This is a genomic window from Pelagimonas varians (genome assembly GCF_003208435.1).
Lineage (GTDB): Bacteria > Pseudomonadota > Alphaproteobacteria > Rhodobacterales > Rhodobacteraceae > Pelagimonas > Pelagimonas varians.
Genome location: NZ_QKMF01000019.1, coordinates 39,933 through 60,254 on the forward strand (window position 1 = coordinate 39,933; position 20,322 = coordinate 60,254).

Genomic DNA, 20,322 nt, shown 5'->3' on the forward strand with positions numbered 1-20,322 from the left:
CCGCTAAAAACGGTCCTTTCTGGCCCGTATTTCGGTGAACACCGCAACGTCGCTGTCGTCTTCCATCCCCAGGCTCTGTTTCAGGCCCGGATCAGAGGCGCGCAAGAAGGGGTTCGTGGCCAATTCCAATGACAAAGGAACCTGCGCTGTTGGTTGGCTTGCGGACCTTTGGGTTTCGATATCTTGAACACGAGAGATAAGATGCGCATTCGCAGGGTCAATAGACAGCGCGAATTTCGCGTTCGACAGTGTGTATTCATGGCCGGAATAAACCATGGTCTCGGGTGGGAGCGCTGCAAGCTTCGACAGGCTGTCCCACATCATTTCAGGCGTGCCTTCGAACAGGCGGCCGCACCCAAGCGCCATTAGGCTGTCAGCGGTGAATACAGCACCGGCTTTGGGGTAATGAAAGGCGACATGGCCGAGCGTATGCCCCGGAACAGCAATAACTTCGCAAAGCCCGTCGCCATTGCCGCCAGAAAAGCAGTCGGGCAAAGCGAAATCCAGTTTTGGAAGTTTGTCTTCCTCGGCTTTGGGGCCCATGACCATGCACCCATATTTGGCTTTCAGTTCGTCAACGGCTTGAACATGATCCCAATGGTGGTGTGTCAACATGATGACGCCGGGCGTCCAACCGCGCGCGGTTAGCGCGTCGATAATCGGGGCGGCCTCGGGGGCGTCAATGATCGCGACACCATCTGGACCATTGACCAGATAGGCATAATTATCATCGAGGCAGGGCACGGTAACGATATCAAGGGGCATGGTGTTTCCTCGCGGGCAATGACAAACTGATCCCAGAGTGACGCATCCGCCGAGGGGCTGCAATGCATCTGGACGTACAAGTTCTGCGAGATTTCTATTATCGAAGTGCGCTTGGGCGTGCTGCTCAGAAAATCATTCGCAATCAAGTATTGGCATTTTGGCCCGAAGCCAAAGGTCAGACTGTGGCTGGCTATGGCTTTGCGGTGCCATTGCTGAGGCCTTACTTGCCGACGGCGCGCCGTGTTGTTGGATTGATGCCAGCGCCGCAGGGGGTGATGCCCTGGCCTGCTGGTATGCAAAATGTCAGCGTGCTGAGCGAAGAAGCTTTGTGGCCTTTAGAGACGGGTCATGTCGATAGGCTCATTTTGATGCACGGACTTGAGACATCGCAAAACCCTGCCGAAGTTCTAGAAGAATCCTACAGGGTTTTGGGGCCCGGTGGAAAAGCATTGTTTGTGGTGCCAAATCGCACAGGCCTTTGGGCGCGGGCCGATAAGACGCCTTTTGGCTATGGGCGGCCCTATACCTCTGGCCAATTGGAGGCGCAGTTGAAGAGGCATGACTTTATGCCAGAGGCACATGTGTCGGTGCTGTACCAACCGCCATCAAACCGGCGGTTCTGGATGAAAACCGGATCGTTTTGGGAGCAGACAGGCCGAGCCATTCCAGCGGTTATGGCTGGCGGTGTTATTATGGTCGTCGCATCCAAGCGCCACCCGCCTCGTCACAAGGGCTTGGGCGAAGCCGCGCGCGTCCTCAATCCGCTTGATGTTCTTACCCCCAAGCCTGGAAAAGTAGCAGGCCCAGCCTAATACGGCAGACGTCTGGATGGCTACTGAAACGACTTTTTGAGTCGAAGGCGAACTTCGGCTTGCTGACTATGTGTTTTCGGAGCCTCGAAAATGCGGGTTTCCACCGCGCCAAAGAGGATTTTTCACCCCAAAGACGGCACAGGCAAGGTGTGGCCAGCAGGGTTCTGAACGGTCGAAAAATCGGCGTTTGGGGGGGATTCTCTCTAAAATATCGAAAATAGATGCATGTTGAAGGCGCGCACAAAGTCGCACTTTGAGCCAAGTGTCTGATTTGTATGAATTTAGCCCTAAAGGTAAATATGCCTTAGTATGTTGCTAGGTGCGAATAGCTCTGTTACATCCGCGTCGATTTATGTGTCTTGGTGCAAACCAAGAGCTCGAACTGCCCTCGGATGCGCCGGATTCCCGCCGCGTCACGGGGGCTGAATATCGAAAGGGTGGACGTGTCAGAATCTGCATCGATTTCCTCCGGCATTGCCGTGCGCTATGCCACCGCCATCTTCGAGATTGTTAAGGAGACGAATGATCTCCCCAAACTCGAAGCTAACCTGAATGAACTTTCGGCTGCGCTGGATAACAGTGCCGACCTTCGCGATTTGATTTCGTCGCCGGTCTACAGCCGCGAAGCGCAAGGTCAGGCTGTGGCGGCAATTGCCAACCAGATGGGCCTTATTCCGGCCGTCACCAACGCGCTGGGCTTGATGTCCGAAAAGCGCCGTCTGTTTGTTCTGCCGCATTTGATCGCCAAGCTGCGTGACATGCTGGCCGATGAAAAAGGCGAAGTGACTGCAGATGTTGCATCAGCAACTGCGCTGTCCGACGCACAGGCTTCCAAACTTGCCGAAACGCTTTCCGCAAGCGTTGGCAAAGACGTTAAGATCAAAGCGACCGTTGATGAAAGCCTCATTGGCGGTCTTGTCGTTAAGGTGGGCTCGAAGATGATCGACACGTCGATCCGCTCCAAGCTCAACTCCCTCCAGAATGCAATGAAAGAGGTCGGATAAATGGGTATCCAAGCAGCAGAAATTTCTGCGATCCTAAAGGACCAGATCAAAAACTTTGGCCAAGATGCCGAAGTTGCTGAGGTTGGTCGTGTGCTTTCCGTGGGGGACGGTATTGCCCGTGTCCACGGCCTTGATAACATCCAGGCCGGCGAGATGGTCGAATTCCCTGGTGGTATCATGGGTATGGCCCTGAACCTCGAAACCGACAACGTCGGTATCGTTATCTTCGGGTCCGACCGTGACATCAAAGAAGGCGACACAGTTAAGCGTACGAACTCCATCGTGGATGTTCCTGCCGGTGACGAACTTCTTGGTCGCGTAGTTGACGGTCTGGGTAACCCGATCGATGGCAAAGGCCCAATCGGTACATCTGAGCGCCGCATCGCGGACCAGAAAGCACCTGGCATTATCCCGCGGAAATCGGTTCACGAACCGATGGCGACTGGCCTCAAAGCCGTTGACGCGATGATCCCGATCGGTCGTGGCCAGCGCGAGCTGATCATTGGTGACCGTCAGACAGGCAAAACTGCCGTTGCTCTTGACGCGATCTTGAACCAGCAGTCTTACAACGACGCAGCTGGCGACGACGAAAACAAGAAACTGTACTGTATTTACGTTGCGATCGGCCAAAAGCGTTCGACCGTTGCCCAGTTGGTTAAAAAGCTCGAAGAATCCGGCGCGATTGAATATTCGATCGTTGTTGCTGCGACGGCTTCTGACCCAGCGCCTATGCAGTTCTTGGCACCCTACGCCGCGACCGCGATGGCCGAGCACTTCCGTGACAATGGCCGCCACGCTTTGATCATCTATGATGACCTTTCCAAGCAGGCTGTTTCTTATCGCCAGATGTCCTTGCTTCTGCGTCGCCCACCAGGCCGCGAAGCTTACCCTGGTGACGTATTCTATCTCCATTCGCGCCTTCTGGAACGTTCGGCCAAGCTGAACGAAGACAATGGCTCGGGTTCGTTGACCGCTCTGCCGATCATCGAAACCCAAGGTGGTGACGTTTCCGCGTTTATTCCTACCAACGTGATTTCGATCACCGACGGTCAGATCTTCTTGGAAACCGAACTGTTCTACCAAGGTATCCGTCCTGCTGTGAACACCGGTCTGTCGGTTTCGCGCGTTGGCTCCTCGGCTCAGACCAAAGCGATGTCTTCGGTTGCCGGTCCGGTTAAACTGGGTCTTGCCCAGTACCGCGAAATGGCTGCCTTTGCGCAGTTCGGTTCCGACCTTGACGCCGCAACCCAGCAGCTGCTGGCACGTGGTGCGCGTCTGACCGAGCTGATGAAGCAGGCACAGTATTCGCCGCTGACCAACGCCGAAATCGTCATCGTGATCTTTGCAGGTACCAACGGTTACCTCGACAAAGTCGACGTGAAAGACGTGGGTCGTTATGAGGCTGGATTGCTTACGCACCTGCGTGGCAAAAACGCTGATTTGCTGGCAGACATCACCGAAAATGACCGCAAGGTTAAAGGTGAGCTGGCGGACAAGGTCAAAGCTGCGCTGGATGCTTTCGCCGCTGACTTCTCGTAAGGGGGAGAACAGATGCCGAATCTCAAGGATCTAAAAACCAGGATCGAGTCGGTCAAATCGACCCGCAAGATCACCAAGGCTATGCAGATGGTCGCGGCAGCAAAACTGCGCCGCGCCCAGGAATCTGCAGAAGCTGCGCGGCCCTACGCCGCGCGCTTCAATGCCGTAATGGGATCGCTGGCTGCCGGTGTTGGCACCAGTGATAGCGCACCGCGCCTTTTGGCCGGTACGGGCAAGGATGATGTACAGCTGCTGGTGGTCATGACCTCCGAACGCGGTTTGTGCGGGGGCTTTAACAGCTCGATCGTCAAATTGGCTCGGACGCGCATCCAGTTGCTGCTTGGCCAAGGTAAAACAGTGAAAATTCTCACTGTTGGCAAAAAAGGCCGCGAACAGCTGAAACGTGATTACGCCGCGAATTTCGTTGGCCACGTTGACCTGTCCGATGTCAAACGTCTTGGCTACAACAACGCTCAGGATATCGCCCGCGATGTTTTGGCACGTTTTGATGCTGACGAATTTGATGTGGCGACGCTCTTCTTCTCGAAGTTCGAGTCCGTCATCAGCCAAGACCCAACTGCGCTGCAGATCATCCCGGCCGCTTATGAATGCACCGGAAGCGATGATGGTGCGTCGACGCTCTATGACTATGAGCCCGACGAAGAAGCCATTCTTGCTGACCTGCTGCCACGTGGTGTGGCGACACAGATCTTCTCAGGCTTGCTTGAGAATGGTGCCTCGGAACAGGGCGCCCGGATGTCGGCCATGGACAACGCAACACGGAACGCTGGGGACATGATCGATAGTCTCACCATCCAGTACAACCGTTCGCGTCAGGCCGTCATCACGAACGAACTGATCGAAATTATTTCGGGCGCCGAGGCGCTCTAAGAACCGGAGTAGAAACATGGCTAACGCACAAGGCAAAATCACGCAGGTGATTGGCGCCGTTGTTGACGTTCAGTTCGGCGACCAACTGCCGGAGATCCTGAACGCCCTGAACACGACCAACAATGGCAAGAAACTGGTTCTGGAAGTATCCCAGCACCTCGGCGAAGGTACAGTTCGCTGCATCGCTATGGACGCGACCGAAGGTCTCGTTCGTGGTCAAGCAGTAGAAGATACTGGCGGCCCAATTACAGTTCCGGTTGGCGAAGCCACCCTGGGCCGTATTTTGAACGTTATCGGCGAGCCCGTTGACGAAAAAGGCGATGTTGGCGCGACTGAATTCCGCTCCATCCACCAGCCTGCTCCTGAATTCGAAGACCAGGCGACAGAAGCCGAAGTTCTCGTAACAGGTATCAAAGTTATCGACCTTCTGGCTCCATACGCCAAGGGTGGTAAAATTGGTCTGTTCGGCGGTGCCGGCGTGGGCAAAACCGTTCTGATCATGGAACTGATCAACAACATCGCAAAAGTGCACTCGGGTCTGTCCGTGTTCGCTGGTGTTGGTGAGCGGACTCGTGAAGGTAACGATCTGTACTACGAAATGATCGAATCCAGCGTTATCACCCCTGATAACCTGACCGATTCGAAAATTGCTCTGGTCTACGGCCAGATGAACGAGCCTCCCGGTGCGCGTATGCGTATTGCTCTGACAGGTCTGACCCTGGCGGAACAGTTCCGTGATGCGACTGGTACAGACGTTCTGTTCTTTGTGGACAACATCTTCCGCTTTACCCAAGCGGGCTCCGAAGTTTCGGCTCTGCTCGGCCGTATTCCTTCGGCGGTTGGCTACCAGCCAACTCTGGCCACCGACATGGGTGCGATGCAGGAACGTATTACGTCGACAAAGAACGGCTCGATCACATCGATCCAAGCTGTTTATGTTCCGGCGGATGACCTTACCGACCCTGCACCTGCAACAACCTTTGCGCACCTTGACGCTCAGACGGTTTTGAACCGTGCGATCTCCGAACTGGGTATTTACCCGGCGGTTGACCCGCTCGATTCCTCGTCGCGCCTGATGGATCCGCAAATCGTTGGTCAGGAACACTATGATGTTGCCCGTGACGTTCAGGGTATCTTGCAGCGCTACAAGTCGCTTCAGGACATCATCGCGATCCTCGGCATGGACGAACTGTCAGAAGAAGACAAACTGACCGTTGCCCGTGCGCGTAAGATCCAGCGTTTCCTTTCGCAGCCGTTCGACGTTGCGAAGGTCTTCACTGGCTCTGACGGTGTTCAGGTTCCTCTGGAAGATACCATCAGCTCGTTCAAGGCTGTTGTGGCTGGTGAATATGACCACCTGCCAGAAGGTGCCTTCTATATGGTTGGCGGCATCGACGAAGTGCTGGCCAAAGCCGAGAAGCTGGCTGCGGAAGCTGCCTAATTCCATCCTGTTTGGGGAAGCGTTCGCCGCTTCCCCGGCATAAAAGGAGATACACATGGCAGACACGATGCAATTCGATCTGGTCAGCCCCGAACGTAGCCTGCTCACTGCGCAGGTCACTTCGGTGCAGATTCCGGGTGCCGATGGCGACCTGACCGCGATGCCGAACCACGCTCCGCTGATCACCACCCTACGCCCTGGTATCCTGACTGTGGATACTGACAAAGGTGTTCAGGAATTTGTGGTCACTGGTGGCTTTGCCGAAATCGGCGAAAGCCTGTCGGTTCTGGCTGAACAGGCGCTGCCAAAGGCAGACGTTGATCAGGCGACCTATGACGCATTGGTGGATGAAGCTCAGGCTTCTTACACCCATACAAAAGAAGCTGGTGCTTCCGTGGATGACGCAGCCAAGCTGCTGAACGACATGGTCGCGCTTGCCGGGTCTATTGGCCTGACAGCAAAGCAGCCTGCTCTGTAAGAGCGGCGTTTAGCGCACGAACAAAAGCCCCGGTTGCATCACTGCAGCCGGGGCTTTTTGTTTGGGCGGTTCCCCGCAGCGCATCGACCAAATTCTGGCGTGGTTTTGACGGCGCATCAAACCTTCGGGTCATCAAAAAACAGGCGGGACCCAAAAGATCCCGCCTGTCTAAAATGTCTTTATCTTACTTCTTGCGGATGGGGCGTGCGTCGCCGCCTTTGCGAGGTGGCCCTAAACGTTTGCTGGCCGAGGCCGCACCGGGTTTGCCTTTGCCCTTAGGTTTGCCGTCTGGCTTCCCTCCAGGACCCTTAGAAAACGGTTTACCACCGGGTTTACGGTCCGATTTTTCGTAGGGCTTTGCGTCTTTGCGCGGCCCCTTGTCGAAATCTCTCTTCGGCCCGCTCGGTTTCTTGAACTCAGTTTCTCCGGCGTCGGCTTTGCCACCCCAAACAGCTTTACCGCTGGATTTTACATGTGGTTTTTCGCGCGGGGCGTCATCGTCACGGCGCGGTTTGTAGTCCGACTTGGGTTTCGCAGGGCGATCGTCATAATCGCGCTTTGGCTTGCCTTTGTATTCGCCGCGGGGCGCAGAATCGTTGCCACCGCGATATGGCTTGCCACCACCGGGTTTCGGACCGCGTGGACCGCCGCGTTCAAGGTCGGGTGCCTTGTCCAATTTGCGGATGGTCATGCCTTCTTCAAGCTCGCCACCATCGCCAACTTTGTCCAGGAATCCGGCGACCGAAGGCTGGGCCAATTCGACAAAGGTTTCTTTTTGCTGAACGCGGATCGCTCCGATGGAATCTTTAGTGATGTCTCCGGCACGGCACACCAATGGCAGCAACCAACGCGCTTCAGCGCGGTCATTGCGGCCCACAGAGATGGAGAACCAAGTGCTTGGGCCGAAGGGGCCGCGTTCTTGACGCTCTTTGCGCTCGGGGCGGGCGCTTGGGTCGGACAGCTCTTCGGGGGCGGACTGACGCGATTGATACAGCTTGAGATAGGCCGCCGCGATCCGCTCTGGCGAATGTTCTTCCACCAGTTTGGCTGCAAATTCCTTTTGACCGTCAGTGATGTCTTCGGTCCACACCGGGTCTGTCAACAGACGCTCTTCGTCCTTTTTCAGGATGTCTTCGGCGCTGGGGGCAGAAACCCACTCAGCGTTGATTTTTGCCCATTTGAACAGGCGTTCGGCTTTCTTCTCGATTTTTGGTGTCACGACAACTGCCGAGATACCTTTTTGACCAGCCCGGCCCGTCCGGCCGGACCGGTGAAGCAGGGCTTCGGTGTTGGTCGGCAGATCGGCGTGAATCACTAACTCAAGTTTGGGCAGATCGATGCCACGGGCGGCAACGTCAGTCGCCACACAGACACGTGCACGGCCGTCACGCATGGCTTGTAGCGCGTGTGTCCGTTCGTTCTGGCTCAGTTCACCTGACAGGCTCACCACGGCAAACCCACGGTTAGAGAAACGTGCAGTCAGGCGGTTTACAGCAGCGCGCGTGTTGGCGAAAACAATCGCCTTTTCAGCTTCATGGAAGCGCAAGATGTTGATAATCGCATGCTCTGCGTCTTTTTGAGCGGCGCGAACAGCCTGATAGGTGATGTCGGCGTGTTGCTGTTTGCCAGAAACAGTCGAAATACGCTCGGCATTGTTCTGAAAGTTCTGGGCCAGCTTCGCAATCATCGGGGAAACAGTGGCCGAGAACATCAATGTCCGGCGCGATTCTGGTGCTTCGCCCAGCATGTATTCCAGGTCTTCGCGGAACCCAAGGTCAAGCATTTCGTCGGCTTCATCCAGAACAACTGCTTTGAGCTGATCCATGACCAAAGAGCCGCGCTCGATGTGATCTCGCAGACGGCCCGGCGTCCCTACAACGATATGTGCCCCACGTGACAAAGCCCGGCGTTCTTCGCGCATGTCCATGCCCCCAACACAGGACGCGATCCAAGCTCCGGTTTTGGCGTAAAGCCATGTTAATTCGCGCTTAACCTGCAAAGCAAGTTCCCGCGTCGGCGCAATGACCAAGGCAACGGGTGCGTCGGCACGCCCCATATTGACAGCATCACCCAGCAAAGTGGGGGCAATAGCCAAACCAAAACCTACAGTTTTACCAGATCCTGTTTGGGCCGAAACCAGAAGGTCCCGATCAACATGCTCAGGGTTGGAACAGGCGGTTTGAACGTCTGTAAGGGTGTCATAACCGCGTTCGGTTAAGGCGTCTTGCAATGGGGCAATCATCAGGGATTCTTTCAGCGGAGGAGGGGGCTAAGGGCTGGCCTATACAGATCAAAGGTGAAGAAGTATATGCCAAAAGCGTCACAGGCCGAATGACAAAGCAATCAGCTGGTTTCTTTGGCATTCCCTTTGCGTCGGGAAGGACGATATACCCCCTACACGATAAAAGCGGTTTCCCCAATAGGAAAGAGAAGAACGGACATGCGTAAATATGTAGGCTCGCTCATTGGGGTGGATCAGGGCAATGAGGAAGTGTTTTCGGACTTTGCATCTGGCGGTGACATGTGGACAGGCCACGGTGCGCGCGAGAGACGTAAGAAAGTTATATTTTCAGAACCTTTTCGCAGCACTCCGACGGTCCAAGTGGCCTTGTCTTTGTGGGACGTGGATCAAGGGGCGAATGTGCGGGCTGATATCGGAACGGATAAAGTCACTGAAAAGGGCTTCGAGATGGTATTCCGCACATGGTCCGATACACGGGTCGCACGTGTACGGCTTAGCTGGACGGCGATCGGGGAAGTGTCCTCAGAGGATGATTGGGATCTGTACTAAGGCCGTGTTGGCGGCATCTGCTGTCTGACAGATGCGCCAAAGACCACGGGAATTTCACAAATCTTACGATCCGTGTATCACCCCCCAAATTGGCCATTTTTTTGGTTCAGATTAAGCTGCGGCTAAAGAATTGCGCAGCCATGGAAAGCCGAGCTCTAGTTTAAGATCAGCTGACTGCTGTCCTGTACGGTTTCCAGATGCTCCATGATTAGCGTGATCTCGGCCGGTTCCAATCGTCCGTGACCGGATTCCAAGAATGTTTGCACTGGCATTTTGCTGCCCTCGCCAACCAATCCGTCGCCGGTTACAATCACTTTCTGCTCGAGAAACTCACTTGCATCTGGAACGTGGCAGCTGCCACATTTTGTTTCAAACAAAGTTTGGGCATCGGAGCCTTGAGCCTGAGCAGGGCCAAAGCTGGCGGCACAAACGAGTGCGGCCAGAGCAGTCTTGAGCATTCGGGTCTCCAGCATAGTGCAACTCCTTGTCAAAAAACCAAAGAGGGCAAGCGATCAGCCTCTTTGGTTTTAAGTATCGGGCCTTGCAGCGCATGCAAATTGACGCTGGTCAGTTTGAACCCACATTTTTGCGCTTTTGAAAAGAAAGCGGAAGTGGCTTACAAAATACCTTCGTAGATCGGCCCCAAAACGTCTGTTTCAAACAGGGATGATACAGAGGTGCCGTTCCAGATGTTCAGGATCGATTGGGCAAACAGAGGGGCCGTGGGCAAGACGCGGATATTGGAAGCGTTCTTGATGGCATCCGTTGGCTGGATCGAATCCGTCAATACCAGCGTTTTGAGAACCGAGCTGGTCACCCTTTCAACTGCAGGGCCGGACATAACACCATGCGAAATATAGGCGTGGACTTCGGTTGCGCCATGCTCAAGGATCACTTCGGCAGCTTTGCAAAGTGTGCCAGCGGTGTCGCACATGTCGTCGACAATGATACACTTTTTGCCTTCGACGTTGCCGATCACGGTCATTTCCGCAATTTCACCGGGTTTTTCACGGCGTTTGTCGACAATCGACAGGGGCGCATTGATCCGTTTTGCCAATTCGCGGGCACGGGCAACGCCGCCGACGTCGGGCGACACAACCATGACGTCCTCGAGATCGCCGTCAAATTGCTTGAGGATATCCAGTGCAAAGATCGGCGAGGCATACAAGTTGTCGACTGGAATATCAAAAAAGCCCTGAATCTGGGCTGCGTGCAGGTCCATGGTCAAAACCCGTTCGATACCGGCTTCGGCGATCATATTGGCGACCAGCTTGGCGGTGATCGGTGTGCGCGCTTTGGTCCGGCGATCCTGACGGGCGTAGCCAAAGTAAGGCATAACAGCTGTGATACGCGCAGCAGAGGACCGGCGCAGCGCGTCGGCCATAACCAGCAATTCCATTAGGTTATCATTTGCAGGGTTCGACGTGCTTTGCATGATATACATGTCTTCGCCGCGGACGTTTTCGAAAACTTCGACGAAGACTTCGCCGTCGTTAAAACGTTCGATGCGAGCATCGACCAGATTGACGCTCATGCCGCGATATAGCGACATGCGGCGAGCAACCGCTTCGCCAAGCGGGCGGTTGGCATTACCTGAGATGATTTTGGGTTCAACGACGGTGGGCATGGGCATAGCTCCGGAGGATGACGGATTCGTGACGTTGCGGTCGCCTTAACATGTGCCTAGCATTGGTGCCAGTAACACCAGCAGGAGAAGAGCATTGGCTCATATCGACTACTATTTCACGACTCTGTCACCGTTTGCCTATTTGGCCGGCATGCGGCTAGAGGAAGTCGCAGCCAAACATGGTGCATCGATTACCTACAAACCTCTTGATATCATGGCGCTATTTTCCAGAACCGGAGGCACAGCCCCAAAGGATCGCCATCCTAACCGGATGGAATATCGCATGCAGGAACTACAGCGCGGTGGGAAAAAAGCCGGTTTGCCGATCAATTTAAAGCCAATGTTTTGGCCAACAAATCCGGCACCTTCGTCTTATGCGATCATCGCAGCACAAAATGCGGGTGGTGGTGACATGGGGGCGCTCGTCCATAGCGTGCTTCGGGCGTGCCAGTACGAAGAAAAAGACATCGCCCAAGACGACGTGATCAAGGCCTGTCTGGAAGCCGCCGGTTTCGATCCAAAACTGGCGGACAGCGGTTTGTTGGCGGGTGCGGAAACCTATGGCCGGAATCTGGAAGAGGCGATTGCAAACGGTGTGTTCGGGTCGCCTTTCTATATTCTCGATGATGGCCAGCGGTTCTTTGGACAAGATCGGATTGATGACCTTGATGCCTATCTGGCAGGCGACCTTTGAGCGACACTAACGTGAGACGGTTCGGTTCAGGGCCGGGCCGTGCCTTGATGTTACATTGCTCGCTTGCGCACGGTGGCGTTTGGAAACCGGTTGTCGCCCCATTGGCGGACCGGTTGACATGCATCGCACCGGATATGCCCGGCCATGGGCGCAGTGCCCCTTGGGACGGGATCGGCGAGGTCCATGATGCTGTTACAGACAGTACGCGCGGTTTGCTGGATCGTCCTTGCCATATTGTTGGCCATAGTTTTGGGGCCACGGTCGCCATACGTTTGGCGATAGAACGCCCTGATATGGTCTTGTCGCTGACCTTGATAGAACCGGTCATCGTGGCCATTGCACGTGGCACAGGCGTGTTTGAGGCGTATCGGGCGCAGCTCAAGGACTATCTGGAGGCGAACGATCGTCAGGACTGGCGGGCCATGGCGCTGGCTTTTCATGCGGCTTGGGGCGGCGGCAAGCCGTGGGCAGCAGTTTCAAAGGCGACGCAAGACAGCATGATTGATTTGATGCCCATGATTGGAGCATCCGAAGGCTGCCTGACCGAAGACTCATGTAATTTGTTGGGCCACGGTCGGCTTGAGAGGCTGACCATGCCGATCACACTTTTGAGGGGCAGTGAGACTCAGGACGTTGTGCGCGTGACCCATCAAAAGCTACAAGAGCGCCTGCCGCACGCGGTTGAGGCTGTGGTTGATGGGGCAGGTCATATGTTGCCCATCACGCATCCTGACGCAGTAACGCAGGCCATTGCGGCACATCTGGGCGCAGTTGTGCAAGCTTAGATAATAGGGGGGCGGCGCGCCTCCCTATTTCTTTTTGCCCACTTTCGGTTCTGTTCCGGCTTTGATCCGCGCCAAATTCTCGCGGTGGCGCCAATAGATCAGGGCCGTCAGGCAAAAGCCCATCAGCAACAGATCTGTGCGCGCCATGAAGAACATCCAAACCGTCGTCGACATGGCAGCAACCAGCGCCCCAACCGACGATATCCGGCTGATTGCAAAAGCAAAGGCCCAAGTCGCACAGCACAGCAAACCGACGGGCCAGCTGATGGCCAGAACAACACCCAAATAGGTCGCAACGCCTTTGCCGCCCTTGAATTTTAGCCACACGGGATAGCAATGCCCGGCAAAGGCCGCGAGGCCAGCGATTTGCATGGCCGCCACGTCGCCGGTCACGAATTTCGCGATCAAAACAGCGATGGCCCCCTTGGACGAATCCAAAACCAGTGTGGCCAGTGCGGCGGGTTTATTCCCGGTGCGCAACACATTGGTTGCGCCGATGTTGCCAGACCCGATTTTGCGCAGGTCACCCAGCCCGAACAGGCGGGTAATGACGATGCCAAATGGCACCGACCCCAGAAGATAGCCAATCAACGCCCAAAGCACGATGGTGGTTGGATCGGTGTTAAACATCGCTGTTCCTAACGCTTATGCCTCAAAGACGCGGGTGCCGTTGACCCATGTTCCCAACACCTTGCCCTGAAGTCGGGCGCTATCAAAGGGGGTGTTTTTGGATTTCGATTTCAGTTTGAAGCGGTCTAGTACAAACGGCTTGTCTGCATCGAACATAACCAGATCCGCCGGAGCGCCTTTGGAAACCCGCCCTGAAGCCAGACCAAGGCGTTTGGCCGGATTAAGCGACAAGGCCCGAAACAGGGTGGGCAGTTCCAATTCGCCCGAATGGTACAAGCGCAGCAAAACCGGCAGCATGGTTTCAAGGCCGACAGCGCCGCTGGCTGCTTCTTCATAAGGCAGGCGTTTGCTTTCTTCGTCTTGCGGCGTGTGGAATGACCCGATGATATCGATCAAACCGTCCCGCACTGCGGCCACCATGGCCATGCGGTCTTCTTCGGCGCGCAAGGGCGGCTTGACCTTAAAGAAGGTGCGGTAGTCTGCGACATCTAATTCGTTCAGTGTCAGGTGGTGCATAGAGGTGCCAGCCGTTACATCAAACCCGTTGGCCTTGGCCCGCTCAAGCGGCGGCAGGGTGCGCGAAGCGGTGATTGCATCGGCGTGATAGCGTACGCCGGTCATTTCGACCAATGCGATATCGCGGTCCAAGCCCATCCGTTCGGCCATAGGCGACACGCCCGGCAAACCGCGCAGCGTCGCGAATTTGCCCGAACTTACGGCCGCACCTTTGGACAAAGTCGGTTCTTGGGGGTGGCCCATGACCAACGCGCCCAATGATCGTGCATAAGACATGGCGCGGGCCAATACCTTGGTGTTGGCGACGACATGATCGCAATCGGTAAAGGCCACGGCCCCGGCGTCCATCAGCAGGCCAAATTCTGTCATCTCGCGACCTTCACGGCCTTTCGTCAACGCAGCCATCGGCAGGACATTGACCGGAGCAGCTTCGTTGGCGCGGCGGCGGATGAATTCCAACACTTCGGGCATGTCTATGCAGGGTGTTGTATCGGGGCGGGTCACAATGGTTGTCACCCCGCCAGCGGCGGCGGCCTGACCAGCAGTGCCGTAGCTTTCTTTGTGGCGCTCGCCGGGTTCGCCAACTTTTACACCGATATCAACGATGCCCGGAGCCAGACACTTGCCGCCCGCATCAATGACCTCGGCCTCGATGCCTTGGGGGGTAGGGCTGTCAAACCGGTCTACGATCACCCCGTTGTCAATCAGCAAAGCCCCGGGCGCGGCACTATTTGCTTCGGGGTCAATCAGGCGGGCGTTGATAAAAAGGGTCTTGGTCATTCGGTCTCTCCCGAGGCGGAACGTGCGGCGTTGATTTGATTGATTGTCGCTTGGGTATCGGCCTGAAACTTGATCAGATGTTTGTCACCGCTTGTGGTGATCAGTTGCACAGCCGATCCAATTGATTTGACCTGTGCCAGATCCGACAGATGCACCCGGCGTTCAGCGGGGCCGGACAAGATACCTTTGTCCATGGTCCATTTGTGCCCCAACTCTTCGTCCTGCAGATACCAGCCGCGCAGGGCAACGGCAAAGGCTCCGCCAATCAGGCCGGTCCAATAGTGCGGATTTCCCATCATCCAAATGACGCCAGTGCCAAGGGCCATGGCCACAACGCCCATGTTGAGATGGGTGCGCAGGTACGTCTTTTTGTCGGGTGAAAATGTGATCATAGGAGAAGCGCCGCCAAAATAAGAACGATGAGAACAGCTACACCCGCCAGTGCCAATTTGAAGTAGGGCGAGCCACCGTTTGCCGATTGTGGTGATGGGCCTTGGCCCAGTAAACCCTTGGCAGATGCACTGCCCAGCTTGGGGCCGGAAGCTTTGCCTGTTGCTTCGCTATAGCTGCCGATCAAGCGCAACTGCGGAGCAATCCTAAGAGTTTGTGACGTGTTGTCGAAGGCCTGCGCAGGCAAGACCACCAAATGGCCGGTCAGAGCATCCAAACGGGCTTGGTCGGCTTTGAATTCAGCACCCGAAGCGTTGTGGGCTTCGGTCAGGTATCGCGACAGGCGCATCTGATCAAGGTCACGGATATTGACGACGTCAACAAATCCGTTGCGCAAAGATGTAGCCCCAAGCGCGTATTTCAACGGCCATTCACCGGTACCGGCTTGAACGGTAAAGCGTTCTACGGCTTCGCCGGGCAAATCGAGCTGAAAAACCAAAAGAGTCCCGCGGTCCGATCCGTTGATCTCAATCTGCATCAGGCCATGATCTCCTTTGGGTTGGCGCGCAGGTTGCGTGCCAAAAGATCCATCACGGCCATTCGCACAGCCACGCCCATTTCGACCTGATCTTGGATCACAGAGCGGTTGATGTCATCTGCCAAAGTGCCGTCAATTTCCACGCCGCGGTTCATCGGACCGGGGTGCATGACGATGGCATCTGGTTTCGCCACTGCCAGTTTTTCAGCATCCAGCCCGTAGCGATGATAGTATTCGCGTTCGGACGGGATAAATCCACCGTCCATGCGTTCGCGCTGCAGACGCAGCATCATAACGACATCGACATCTTCCAGACCTTTGCGCATGTCATCGTAGACTTCGACACCAAAGTGTTCGATCCCCGATGGGATGAGCGTCGACGGGCCAACCAGACGGATGCGGTTTTCCATCTTGTGCAGCAGCAAGATGTTGGAACGCGCAACGCGCGAATGGGCGATATCGCCGCAAATCGCGATGTTCAGCCGGTGGAGACGGCCTTTGGCGCGGCGGATGGTCAGGGCGTCCAAAAGGGCTTGGGTTGGATGTTCGTGCTTGCCATCACCTGCGTTCAGAACTGCGCAGTTCACCTTTTGCGACAAAAGGTCCACCGCACCCGAATGAGGGTGCCGAACAACCAACAAGTCAGGGTGCATGGCGTTCAGCGTCATGGCCGTGTCGATCAGGGTTTCTCCCTTTTTGATCGAACTTGCTTGCATTGCCATATTCATGACGTCGGCACCAAGGCGCTTTCCGGCAATCTCGAAGCTCGACTGGGTGCGGGTCGAATTTTCGAAAAACATATTGATTTGGGTGAGGCCAGCAAGGGCGCGGGCATGTTTGTCACGGCTTCTGTTGAAGGTGACATATTGATCCGCCAGATCAAGGATCGTGGTGATTTCATCGGGACGCAGAGGTTCGATGCCGAGAAGGTGACGCTGGTCGAAACGCATAAGGAAGCTCCTGCCGAGTTTGAGCCTTCATAGAAAGCGAGGGCTGCCAAGGCAAGGGCAGGGCGGGGGGGATAGACCTCGGAAACACTGTGGCATTCGGCCCACCCGCCCTCCCCCGAACGCCACAGTGTTTCTTGGCGTTCCCTCTGCCGCCGGAGCGGAGTAGGGTGTGCAACGATGGATTCGGCGATAGATTGGCATATGGCGCGCGCCTTGCTGGAATGGCAGGTGGAACTGGGGGTGGACGAGGCGATCTTGTCCAGTCCGGTGGATCGTTTTGCCGCCGAACAAGAAGCCCGCTCAAAGGCAGAAGCGGCCAAAGCGCAAGCGCTGCCCGGCAAAGCGCCAGTCAGGGTGGTTGAGCCAAAGATTGACCCGATCGAAGAGGCTGTTAATGCCGCTTTGGCCGCGCCGGATTTGCCATCCTTGCAGCAAGCGATGGCGCAGTACCCGCATTGCCCGTTGAAAAGAGGCGCGCGCAATTTGGTCTTCGCGGACGGTGTTCCGGGCGCAAAAGTGATGCTGATCGGTGAAGCTCCGGGCCGCGAAGAAGACATGCAAGGCAAGCCGTTTGTAGGGCGCACGGGACAGCTCTTGGACCGCATGCTTGCAGCGATTGATTTGTCGCGGTCAAAGGACGTTTATATCACCAATGTCCTGCCTTGGCGTCCGCCACAAAACCGAGAACCAAAACCCGAAGAGATCGCAATGATGTTGCCATTTTTGCAGCGACATATTGCTTTGGCAAAGCCGGATATCTTGGTGATTGTTGGGAACATTTCCTGTCAGGCTTTGCTGGGCAAACGTGGCATCAGCCGATTGCGTGGCCAATGGGCCAAAGCAGAAGGTCTTCCTGCTATTCCGATGTTCCATCCTGCGTATTTGCTGCGAAACCCTGCTGCCAAACGCGAAAGCTGGGCCGACCTGTTGGAAGTGCGCGCAAAACTGGACGGTGTTTCATGATTGTCGAGCCCGTTGTTTTGCTGGCTTTTGTGCCGGTTGGGCTTGCTTTGAATATAACCCCGGGGGCGGATATGATGTTTTGCCTCGCCCAAGGTTTGCGAGGGGGCGCGCGGCCGGGTTGGGCGGCGTCTGTCGGGGTTTCTTGTGGCGCCTTTGTGCATACTGTTTTGGCGGGATTGGGCCTTGGGGCATTGGTTGCGGCATATCCGTCGGCCTTTGAGGTGATCCGTTGGGCAGGCGTGGCCTATTTGCTGTATATTGCTTGGAAAACCTTCCGGACACCGTTGGCGGGGGATAACGCTCCTGCGATGAATTCTGTTCGCTCTGCCTGGCAGGGATTTGCGGTAAATTTGACCAACCCGAAAGTTATCCTATTCATTCTTGCCTTTGTTCCACAATTTGTTGATCCGAACCGCCCAGTTTTACCGCAGTTTTTGGTATTTGGCACCATGCTTGCGATTGGCGGCTTGATCATCAATGGGTTGGTCGGCCAGTTTGCCGGAGGCTTGCGTAGGCAGCTTTCTGCCGGAACACCAACCGAACGAATCTTGCGCTGGATGTCCTCAACACTCTTCGGTGGGTTGGCATTGCGGCTGGCCCTTTCGGCGCGCCACTAAGATCATCTTCTAACAAGGAAACAAAATGTCCCGCATTGATGAATCCAAAGATTTCATCCCGGTTCGCATCGCTGTATTGACCGTCAGCGACACCCGGCAACTGTCCGAAGATCGGTCTGGTGATACTCTGGTCGGGCGGCTGGAGGCAGCCGGACATGTTTTGGCGGATCGCACCATCGTGCAAGACGAGCGTGCCCTTATTTCGGAACAGTTGCGGATCTGGGTCGCAAATCCCGAAATCGATGTCATCATTTCAACGGGCGGCACTGGCCTGACCGGGCGCGACGTCACCGTGGAAGCGCACCGCGATGTTTATGAAAAAGAAATCGAAGCCTTTGGCACCGTTTTCACCATCGTTTCGATGAAAAAGATCGGTACAAGTGCGGTTCAAAGTCGTGCCACCGGCGGCGTTGCGGGCGGCACATATTTGTTTGCTTTGCCGGGCAGTCCGGGTGCCTGCAAGGACGCTTGGGACGAAATCTTGCAGCTTCAGCTCGACTATCGGCACCGCCCTTGCAATTTTGTTGAGATTTTTCCGCGTCTCGATGAACATAAGCGACGGAAATAGGTTTGATCTGCGTATAAGCTTGGCTGCTTGGAATTTGTCCACCAGCCACTACATGATTAGAAGACGTTCAAATAGGGGGGCGCGATGCGTTTTTTACGCAAGAGCCTAACGGGCCTGTTCCTGATATCCTTGGCGTTGGGCATGTTGGCCTACGCAGGCATTATGGTGCGTGATGCCGTGCAGGCCCGGCTGGACGAAACACCTCGGTCGCGCCCTGCCAGCGAGCGGGTTTTTGCGGTCAATGTGGTGCCAGTTCAAATTGGCAATGTGATTCCGGAAATGTCGGCATTTGGCGAAGTGCAAAGCCGCCGGACGCTTGAGCTTCGGGCCGCAGCGGGCGGTGCGCTTTTGGCGCTTGATCCCTTGTTTGTTGAAGGGGGGCGCGTTTCTGCCGGTCAACTTTTAGCGCGCGTCGATCCGGCCAATGCCCAATCGGCGCTGGACCGTGCCGAAAGCGATGTTTTGGATGCCGTCGCCGAGCAGCGCGAGGCAGACCGCGCCATTATTCTGGCCAGAGATGAGTTGAGTGCGGCAGAAGAGCAGGTTGCATTGCGTGAACAGGCTTTGCAGCGCCAAAAGGATTTGAAGGCGCGCAATGTCGGAACGTCGGCGGCGGTTGAAATAGCCGAGCTGGCGGTGTCTGCCGCGAAACAATCGGTCCTGACCCAACGCCGCGCTATTGCAATCGCAGAAGGCCGCATTGAACAGGCCGTAACACGGTTGCGGCGCTCTGAAATTGCCCGCGACGAAGCAATGCGCCGCTTGGCAGATACCGAAGTACGCGCTGAATTTTCCGGAACGCTGTCTGATGTGGCCGTCGTGGCCGGACGTTTGGTGTCTGCCAATGAACGTTTGGCGCAATTGGTTGACCCGGACTCGCTTGAGGTGGCCTTTCGGGTGTCGACGCAGCAATACGCGCGGCTATTGGATGATGCAGGGCAACTGAAAGTTGCACCCGTCTCTGTCAGTTTGGACGTTTTTGGCACCAACATTTCCACGACGGGTCAACTAAGCCGCGAGGGGGCTGCCGTTGGTGAAGGTCAAACAGGGCGTTTGCTGTTTGCGACGCTAGAGGCTCCGCGCGGGTTCAAGCCCGGTGACTTTGTCACCGTCAGTTTGAAAGAACCCGAATTGCAACGCGTGGCCCGTTTGCCCGCCACGGCCTTGAATGCCCAGTCCGAAGTCTTGGAAATTGGCGAAGACAACCGGTTAAATGCGCTTCAGGTCACGCTATTAAGACGTCAGGGCGATGATGTTCTTGTGCGCGCGCGCGGGCTTGATGGCAAAGAGATCGTCGCCGAACGCACGCCATTGTTGGGGGCTGGCATTCGGGTCAAACCGATCCGCGCTGATGGGAGCGAGGCGCCAGCAGCGCCCGAGTTGGTAGAATTGACGGATGAGAGACGGCAGAAAATACGCGCCTTTGTCGAGGCAAACACGCGTATGCCGGCGGACGCAAAAACGCGGATTTTGGGACAATTGGATCAACCGAAAGTGCCAGCGGCAGTTGTAGAACGCATCGAAGCACGGATGGGGGGCTAAG

Annotated in this window: 22 protein-coding genes; 13 read left to right on the plus strand and 9 right to left on the minus strand. The window is 55.8% G+C overall.

What is annotated here, in order from left to right; genetic code table 11:
* Window positions 1–3: 3 nt before the first annotated feature.
* Window positions 4–765 (minus strand): hydroxyacylglutathione hydrolase, encoded by a 762-nt coding sequence (gloB, locus tag C8N36_RS19665; protein WP_097806422.1) that lies wholly within the window; start codon window positions 763–765, stop codon window positions 4–6.
* Between the two features lie 62 nt (window positions 766–827).
* On the opposite strand from gloB, the gene C8N36_RS19670 reads away from it, so the two are divergent.
* The 6 genes from C8N36_RS19670 (at window position 828) to C8N36_RS19695 (ending at window position 6,930) form a co-directional block, all read left to right on the plus strand.
* Window positions 828–1,577, plus strand: coding sequence for a class I SAM-dependent methyltransferase (locus C8N36_RS19670; RefSeq protein ID WP_097806423.1), 750 nt, complete (start codon window positions 828–830; stop codon window positions 1,575–1,577).
* 437 nt (window positions 1,578–2,014) lie between these two features.
* On the plus strand, window positions 2,015–2,581 hold the full coding sequence (locus C8N36_RS19675) for a F0F1 ATP synthase subunit delta (RefSeq protein ID WP_097806489.1): 567 nt from the start codon (window positions 2,015–2,017) through the stop codon (window positions 2,579–2,581).
* Window positions 2,582–4,120 carry a F0F1 ATP synthase subunit alpha gene (gene atpA / locus C8N36_RS19680; RefSeq protein ID WP_097806424.1) on the plus strand — a complete coding sequence of 513 codons (1,539 nt, stop codon included), beginning with the start codon at window positions 2,582–2,584 and terminating at the stop codon, window positions 4,118–4,120.
* A gap of 12 nt (window positions 4,121–4,132) precedes the next feature.
* The gene (locus tag C8N36_RS19685; RefSeq protein WP_097806425.1) at window positions 4,133–5,011 is read left to right on the plus strand and encodes a F0F1 ATP synthase subunit gamma; all 879 of its coding nucleotides are present in this window, start codon (window positions 4,133–4,135) and stop codon (window positions 5,009–5,011) included.
* Between the two features lie 16 nt (window positions 5,012–5,027).
* On the plus strand, window positions 5,028–6,452 hold the full coding sequence (gene atpD, locus C8N36_RS19690) for a F0F1 ATP synthase subunit beta (protein ID WP_097806426.1): 1,425 nt from the start codon (window positions 5,028–5,030) through the stop codon (window positions 6,450–6,452).
* Window positions 6,453–6,507: 55 nt separating this feature from the next.
* Window positions 6,508–6,930 (plus strand): F0F1 ATP synthase subunit epsilon, encoded by a 423-nt coding sequence (locus C8N36_RS19695; RefSeq protein ID WP_097806427.1) that lies wholly within the window; start codon window positions 6,508–6,510, stop codon window positions 6,928–6,930.
* Between the two features lie 184 nt (window positions 6,931–7,114).
* Here the strand turns inward: C8N36_RS19695 and C8N36_RS19700 are convergent, their stop codons facing one another.
* Window positions 7,115–9,172: a DEAD/DEAH box helicase gene (locus C8N36_RS19700; protein ID WP_097806428.1), complete on the minus strand. Its 2,058-nt coding sequence runs from the start codon at window positions 9,170–9,172 to the stop codon at window positions 7,115–7,117.
* A gap of 198 nt (window positions 9,173–9,370) precedes the next feature.
* Here C8N36_RS19700 and C8N36_RS19705 point away from each other — a divergent pair, with 198 nt between their 5' ends.
* Window positions 9,371–9,721, plus strand: coding sequence for an H-type lectin domain-containing protein (locus C8N36_RS19705; protein ID WP_097806429.1), 351 nt, complete (start codon window positions 9,371–9,373; stop codon window positions 9,719–9,721).
* Between the two features lie 155 nt (window positions 9,722–9,876).
* Here C8N36_RS19705 and C8N36_RS19710 read toward each other — a convergent pair whose 3' ends face one another.
* A complete protein-coding gene (locus C8N36_RS19710) occupies window positions 9,877–10,194 on the minus strand; it encodes a hypothetical protein (RefSeq protein WP_097806430.1) in 318 nt (105 codons plus the stop codon).
* Between the two features lie 143 nt (window positions 10,195–10,337).
* Window positions 10,338–11,348, minus strand: a complete 1,011-nt coding sequence (locus C8N36_RS19715) for a ribose-phosphate pyrophosphokinase (protein ID WP_097806431.1) — start codon at window positions 11,346–11,348, stop codon at window positions 10,338–10,340.
* Window positions 11,349–11,442: 94 nt separating this feature from the next.
* On the opposite strand from C8N36_RS19715, the gene C8N36_RS19720 reads away from it, so the two are divergent.
* The gene (locus C8N36_RS19720) at window positions 11,443–12,042 is read left to right on the plus strand and encodes a 2-hydroxychromene-2-carboxylate isomerase (RefSeq protein ID WP_097806432.1); all 600 of its coding nucleotides are present in this window, start codon (window positions 11,443–11,445) and stop codon (window positions 12,040–12,042) included.
* On the plus strand, window positions 12,039–12,827 hold the full coding sequence (locus C8N36_RS19725) for an alpha/beta fold hydrolase (RefSeq protein ID WP_146227672.1): 789 nt from the start codon (window positions 12,039–12,041) through the stop codon (window positions 12,825–12,827). Before C8N36_RS19720 ends, C8N36_RS19725 begins: the two co-directional genes overlap by 4 nt.
* Before the next feature lie 24 nt (window positions 12,828–12,851).
* On the opposite strand, the gene plsY is transcribed toward C8N36_RS19725, so the two are convergent.
* From plsY to C8N36_RS19750, 5 genes are read right to left on the minus strand one after another with little or no spacing between them, the layout of a single operon-like run.
* Window positions 12,852–13,457 carry a glycerol-3-phosphate 1-O-acyltransferase PlsY gene (gene plsY / locus C8N36_RS19730; RefSeq protein ID WP_097806434.1) on the minus strand — a complete coding sequence of 202 codons (606 nt, stop codon included), beginning with the start codon at window positions 13,455–13,457 and terminating at the stop codon, window positions 12,852–12,854.
* 15 nt (window positions 13,458–13,472) lie between these two features.
* Window positions 13,473–14,753, minus strand: a complete 1,281-nt coding sequence (gene pyrC / locus C8N36_RS19735; protein WP_097806435.1) for a dihydroorotase — start codon at window positions 14,751–14,753, stop codon at window positions 13,473–13,475.
* Window positions 14,750–15,145 carry a hypothetical protein gene (locus C8N36_RS19740; RefSeq protein ID WP_097806436.1) on the minus strand — a complete coding sequence of 132 codons (396 nt, stop codon included), beginning with the start codon at window positions 15,143–15,145 and terminating at the stop codon, window positions 14,750–14,752. The genes pyrC and C8N36_RS19740 overlap by 4 nt, the downstream gene beginning before the upstream one ends.
* Window positions 15,142–15,681 carry an aspartate carbamoyltransferase catalytic subunit gene (locus C8N36_RS19745; RefSeq protein ID WP_097806437.1) on the minus strand — a complete coding sequence of 180 codons (540 nt, stop codon included), beginning with the start codon at window positions 15,679–15,681 and terminating at the stop codon, window positions 15,142–15,144. Before C8N36_RS19745 ends, C8N36_RS19740 begins: the two co-directional genes overlap by 4 nt.
* Window positions 15,681–16,631, minus strand: a complete 951-nt coding sequence (locus C8N36_RS19750) for an aspartate carbamoyltransferase catalytic subunit (protein ID WP_097806438.1) — start codon at window positions 16,629–16,631, stop codon at window positions 15,681–15,683. Before C8N36_RS19750 ends, C8N36_RS19745 begins: the two co-directional genes overlap by 1 nt.
* Window positions 16,632–16,808: 177 nt before the next feature.
* Here C8N36_RS19750 and C8N36_RS19755 point away from each other — a divergent pair, with 177 nt between their 5' ends.
* From C8N36_RS19755 to C8N36_RS19770, 4 genes are all read left to right on the plus strand, one after another.
* Window positions 16,809–17,594 (plus strand): uracil-DNA glycosylase, encoded by a 786-nt coding sequence (locus C8N36_RS19755; RefSeq protein ID WP_097806439.1) that lies wholly within the window; start codon window positions 16,809–16,811, stop codon window positions 17,592–17,594.
* Window positions 17,591–18,211: a LysE family translocator gene (locus C8N36_RS19760; RefSeq protein ID WP_097806440.1), complete on the plus strand. Its 621-nt coding sequence runs from the start codon at window positions 17,591–17,593 to the stop codon at window positions 18,209–18,211. Before C8N36_RS19755 ends, C8N36_RS19760 begins: the two co-directional genes overlap by 4 nt.
* Window positions 18,212–18,236: 25 nt before the next feature.
* On the plus strand, window positions 18,237–18,779 hold the full coding sequence (gene moaB / locus C8N36_RS19765) for a molybdenum cofactor biosynthesis protein B (RefSeq protein ID WP_097806441.1): 543 nt from the start codon (window positions 18,237–18,239) through the stop codon (window positions 18,777–18,779).
* An 84-nt stretch (window positions 18,780–18,863) separates the two neighbouring features.
* Entirely contained in the window at window positions 18,864–20,321 is a 1,458-nt protein-coding gene (locus C8N36_RS19770) for an efflux RND transporter periplasmic adaptor subunit (RefSeq protein WP_097806442.1), read from the plus strand.
* Window position 20,322 lies beyond the last annotated feature (1 nt).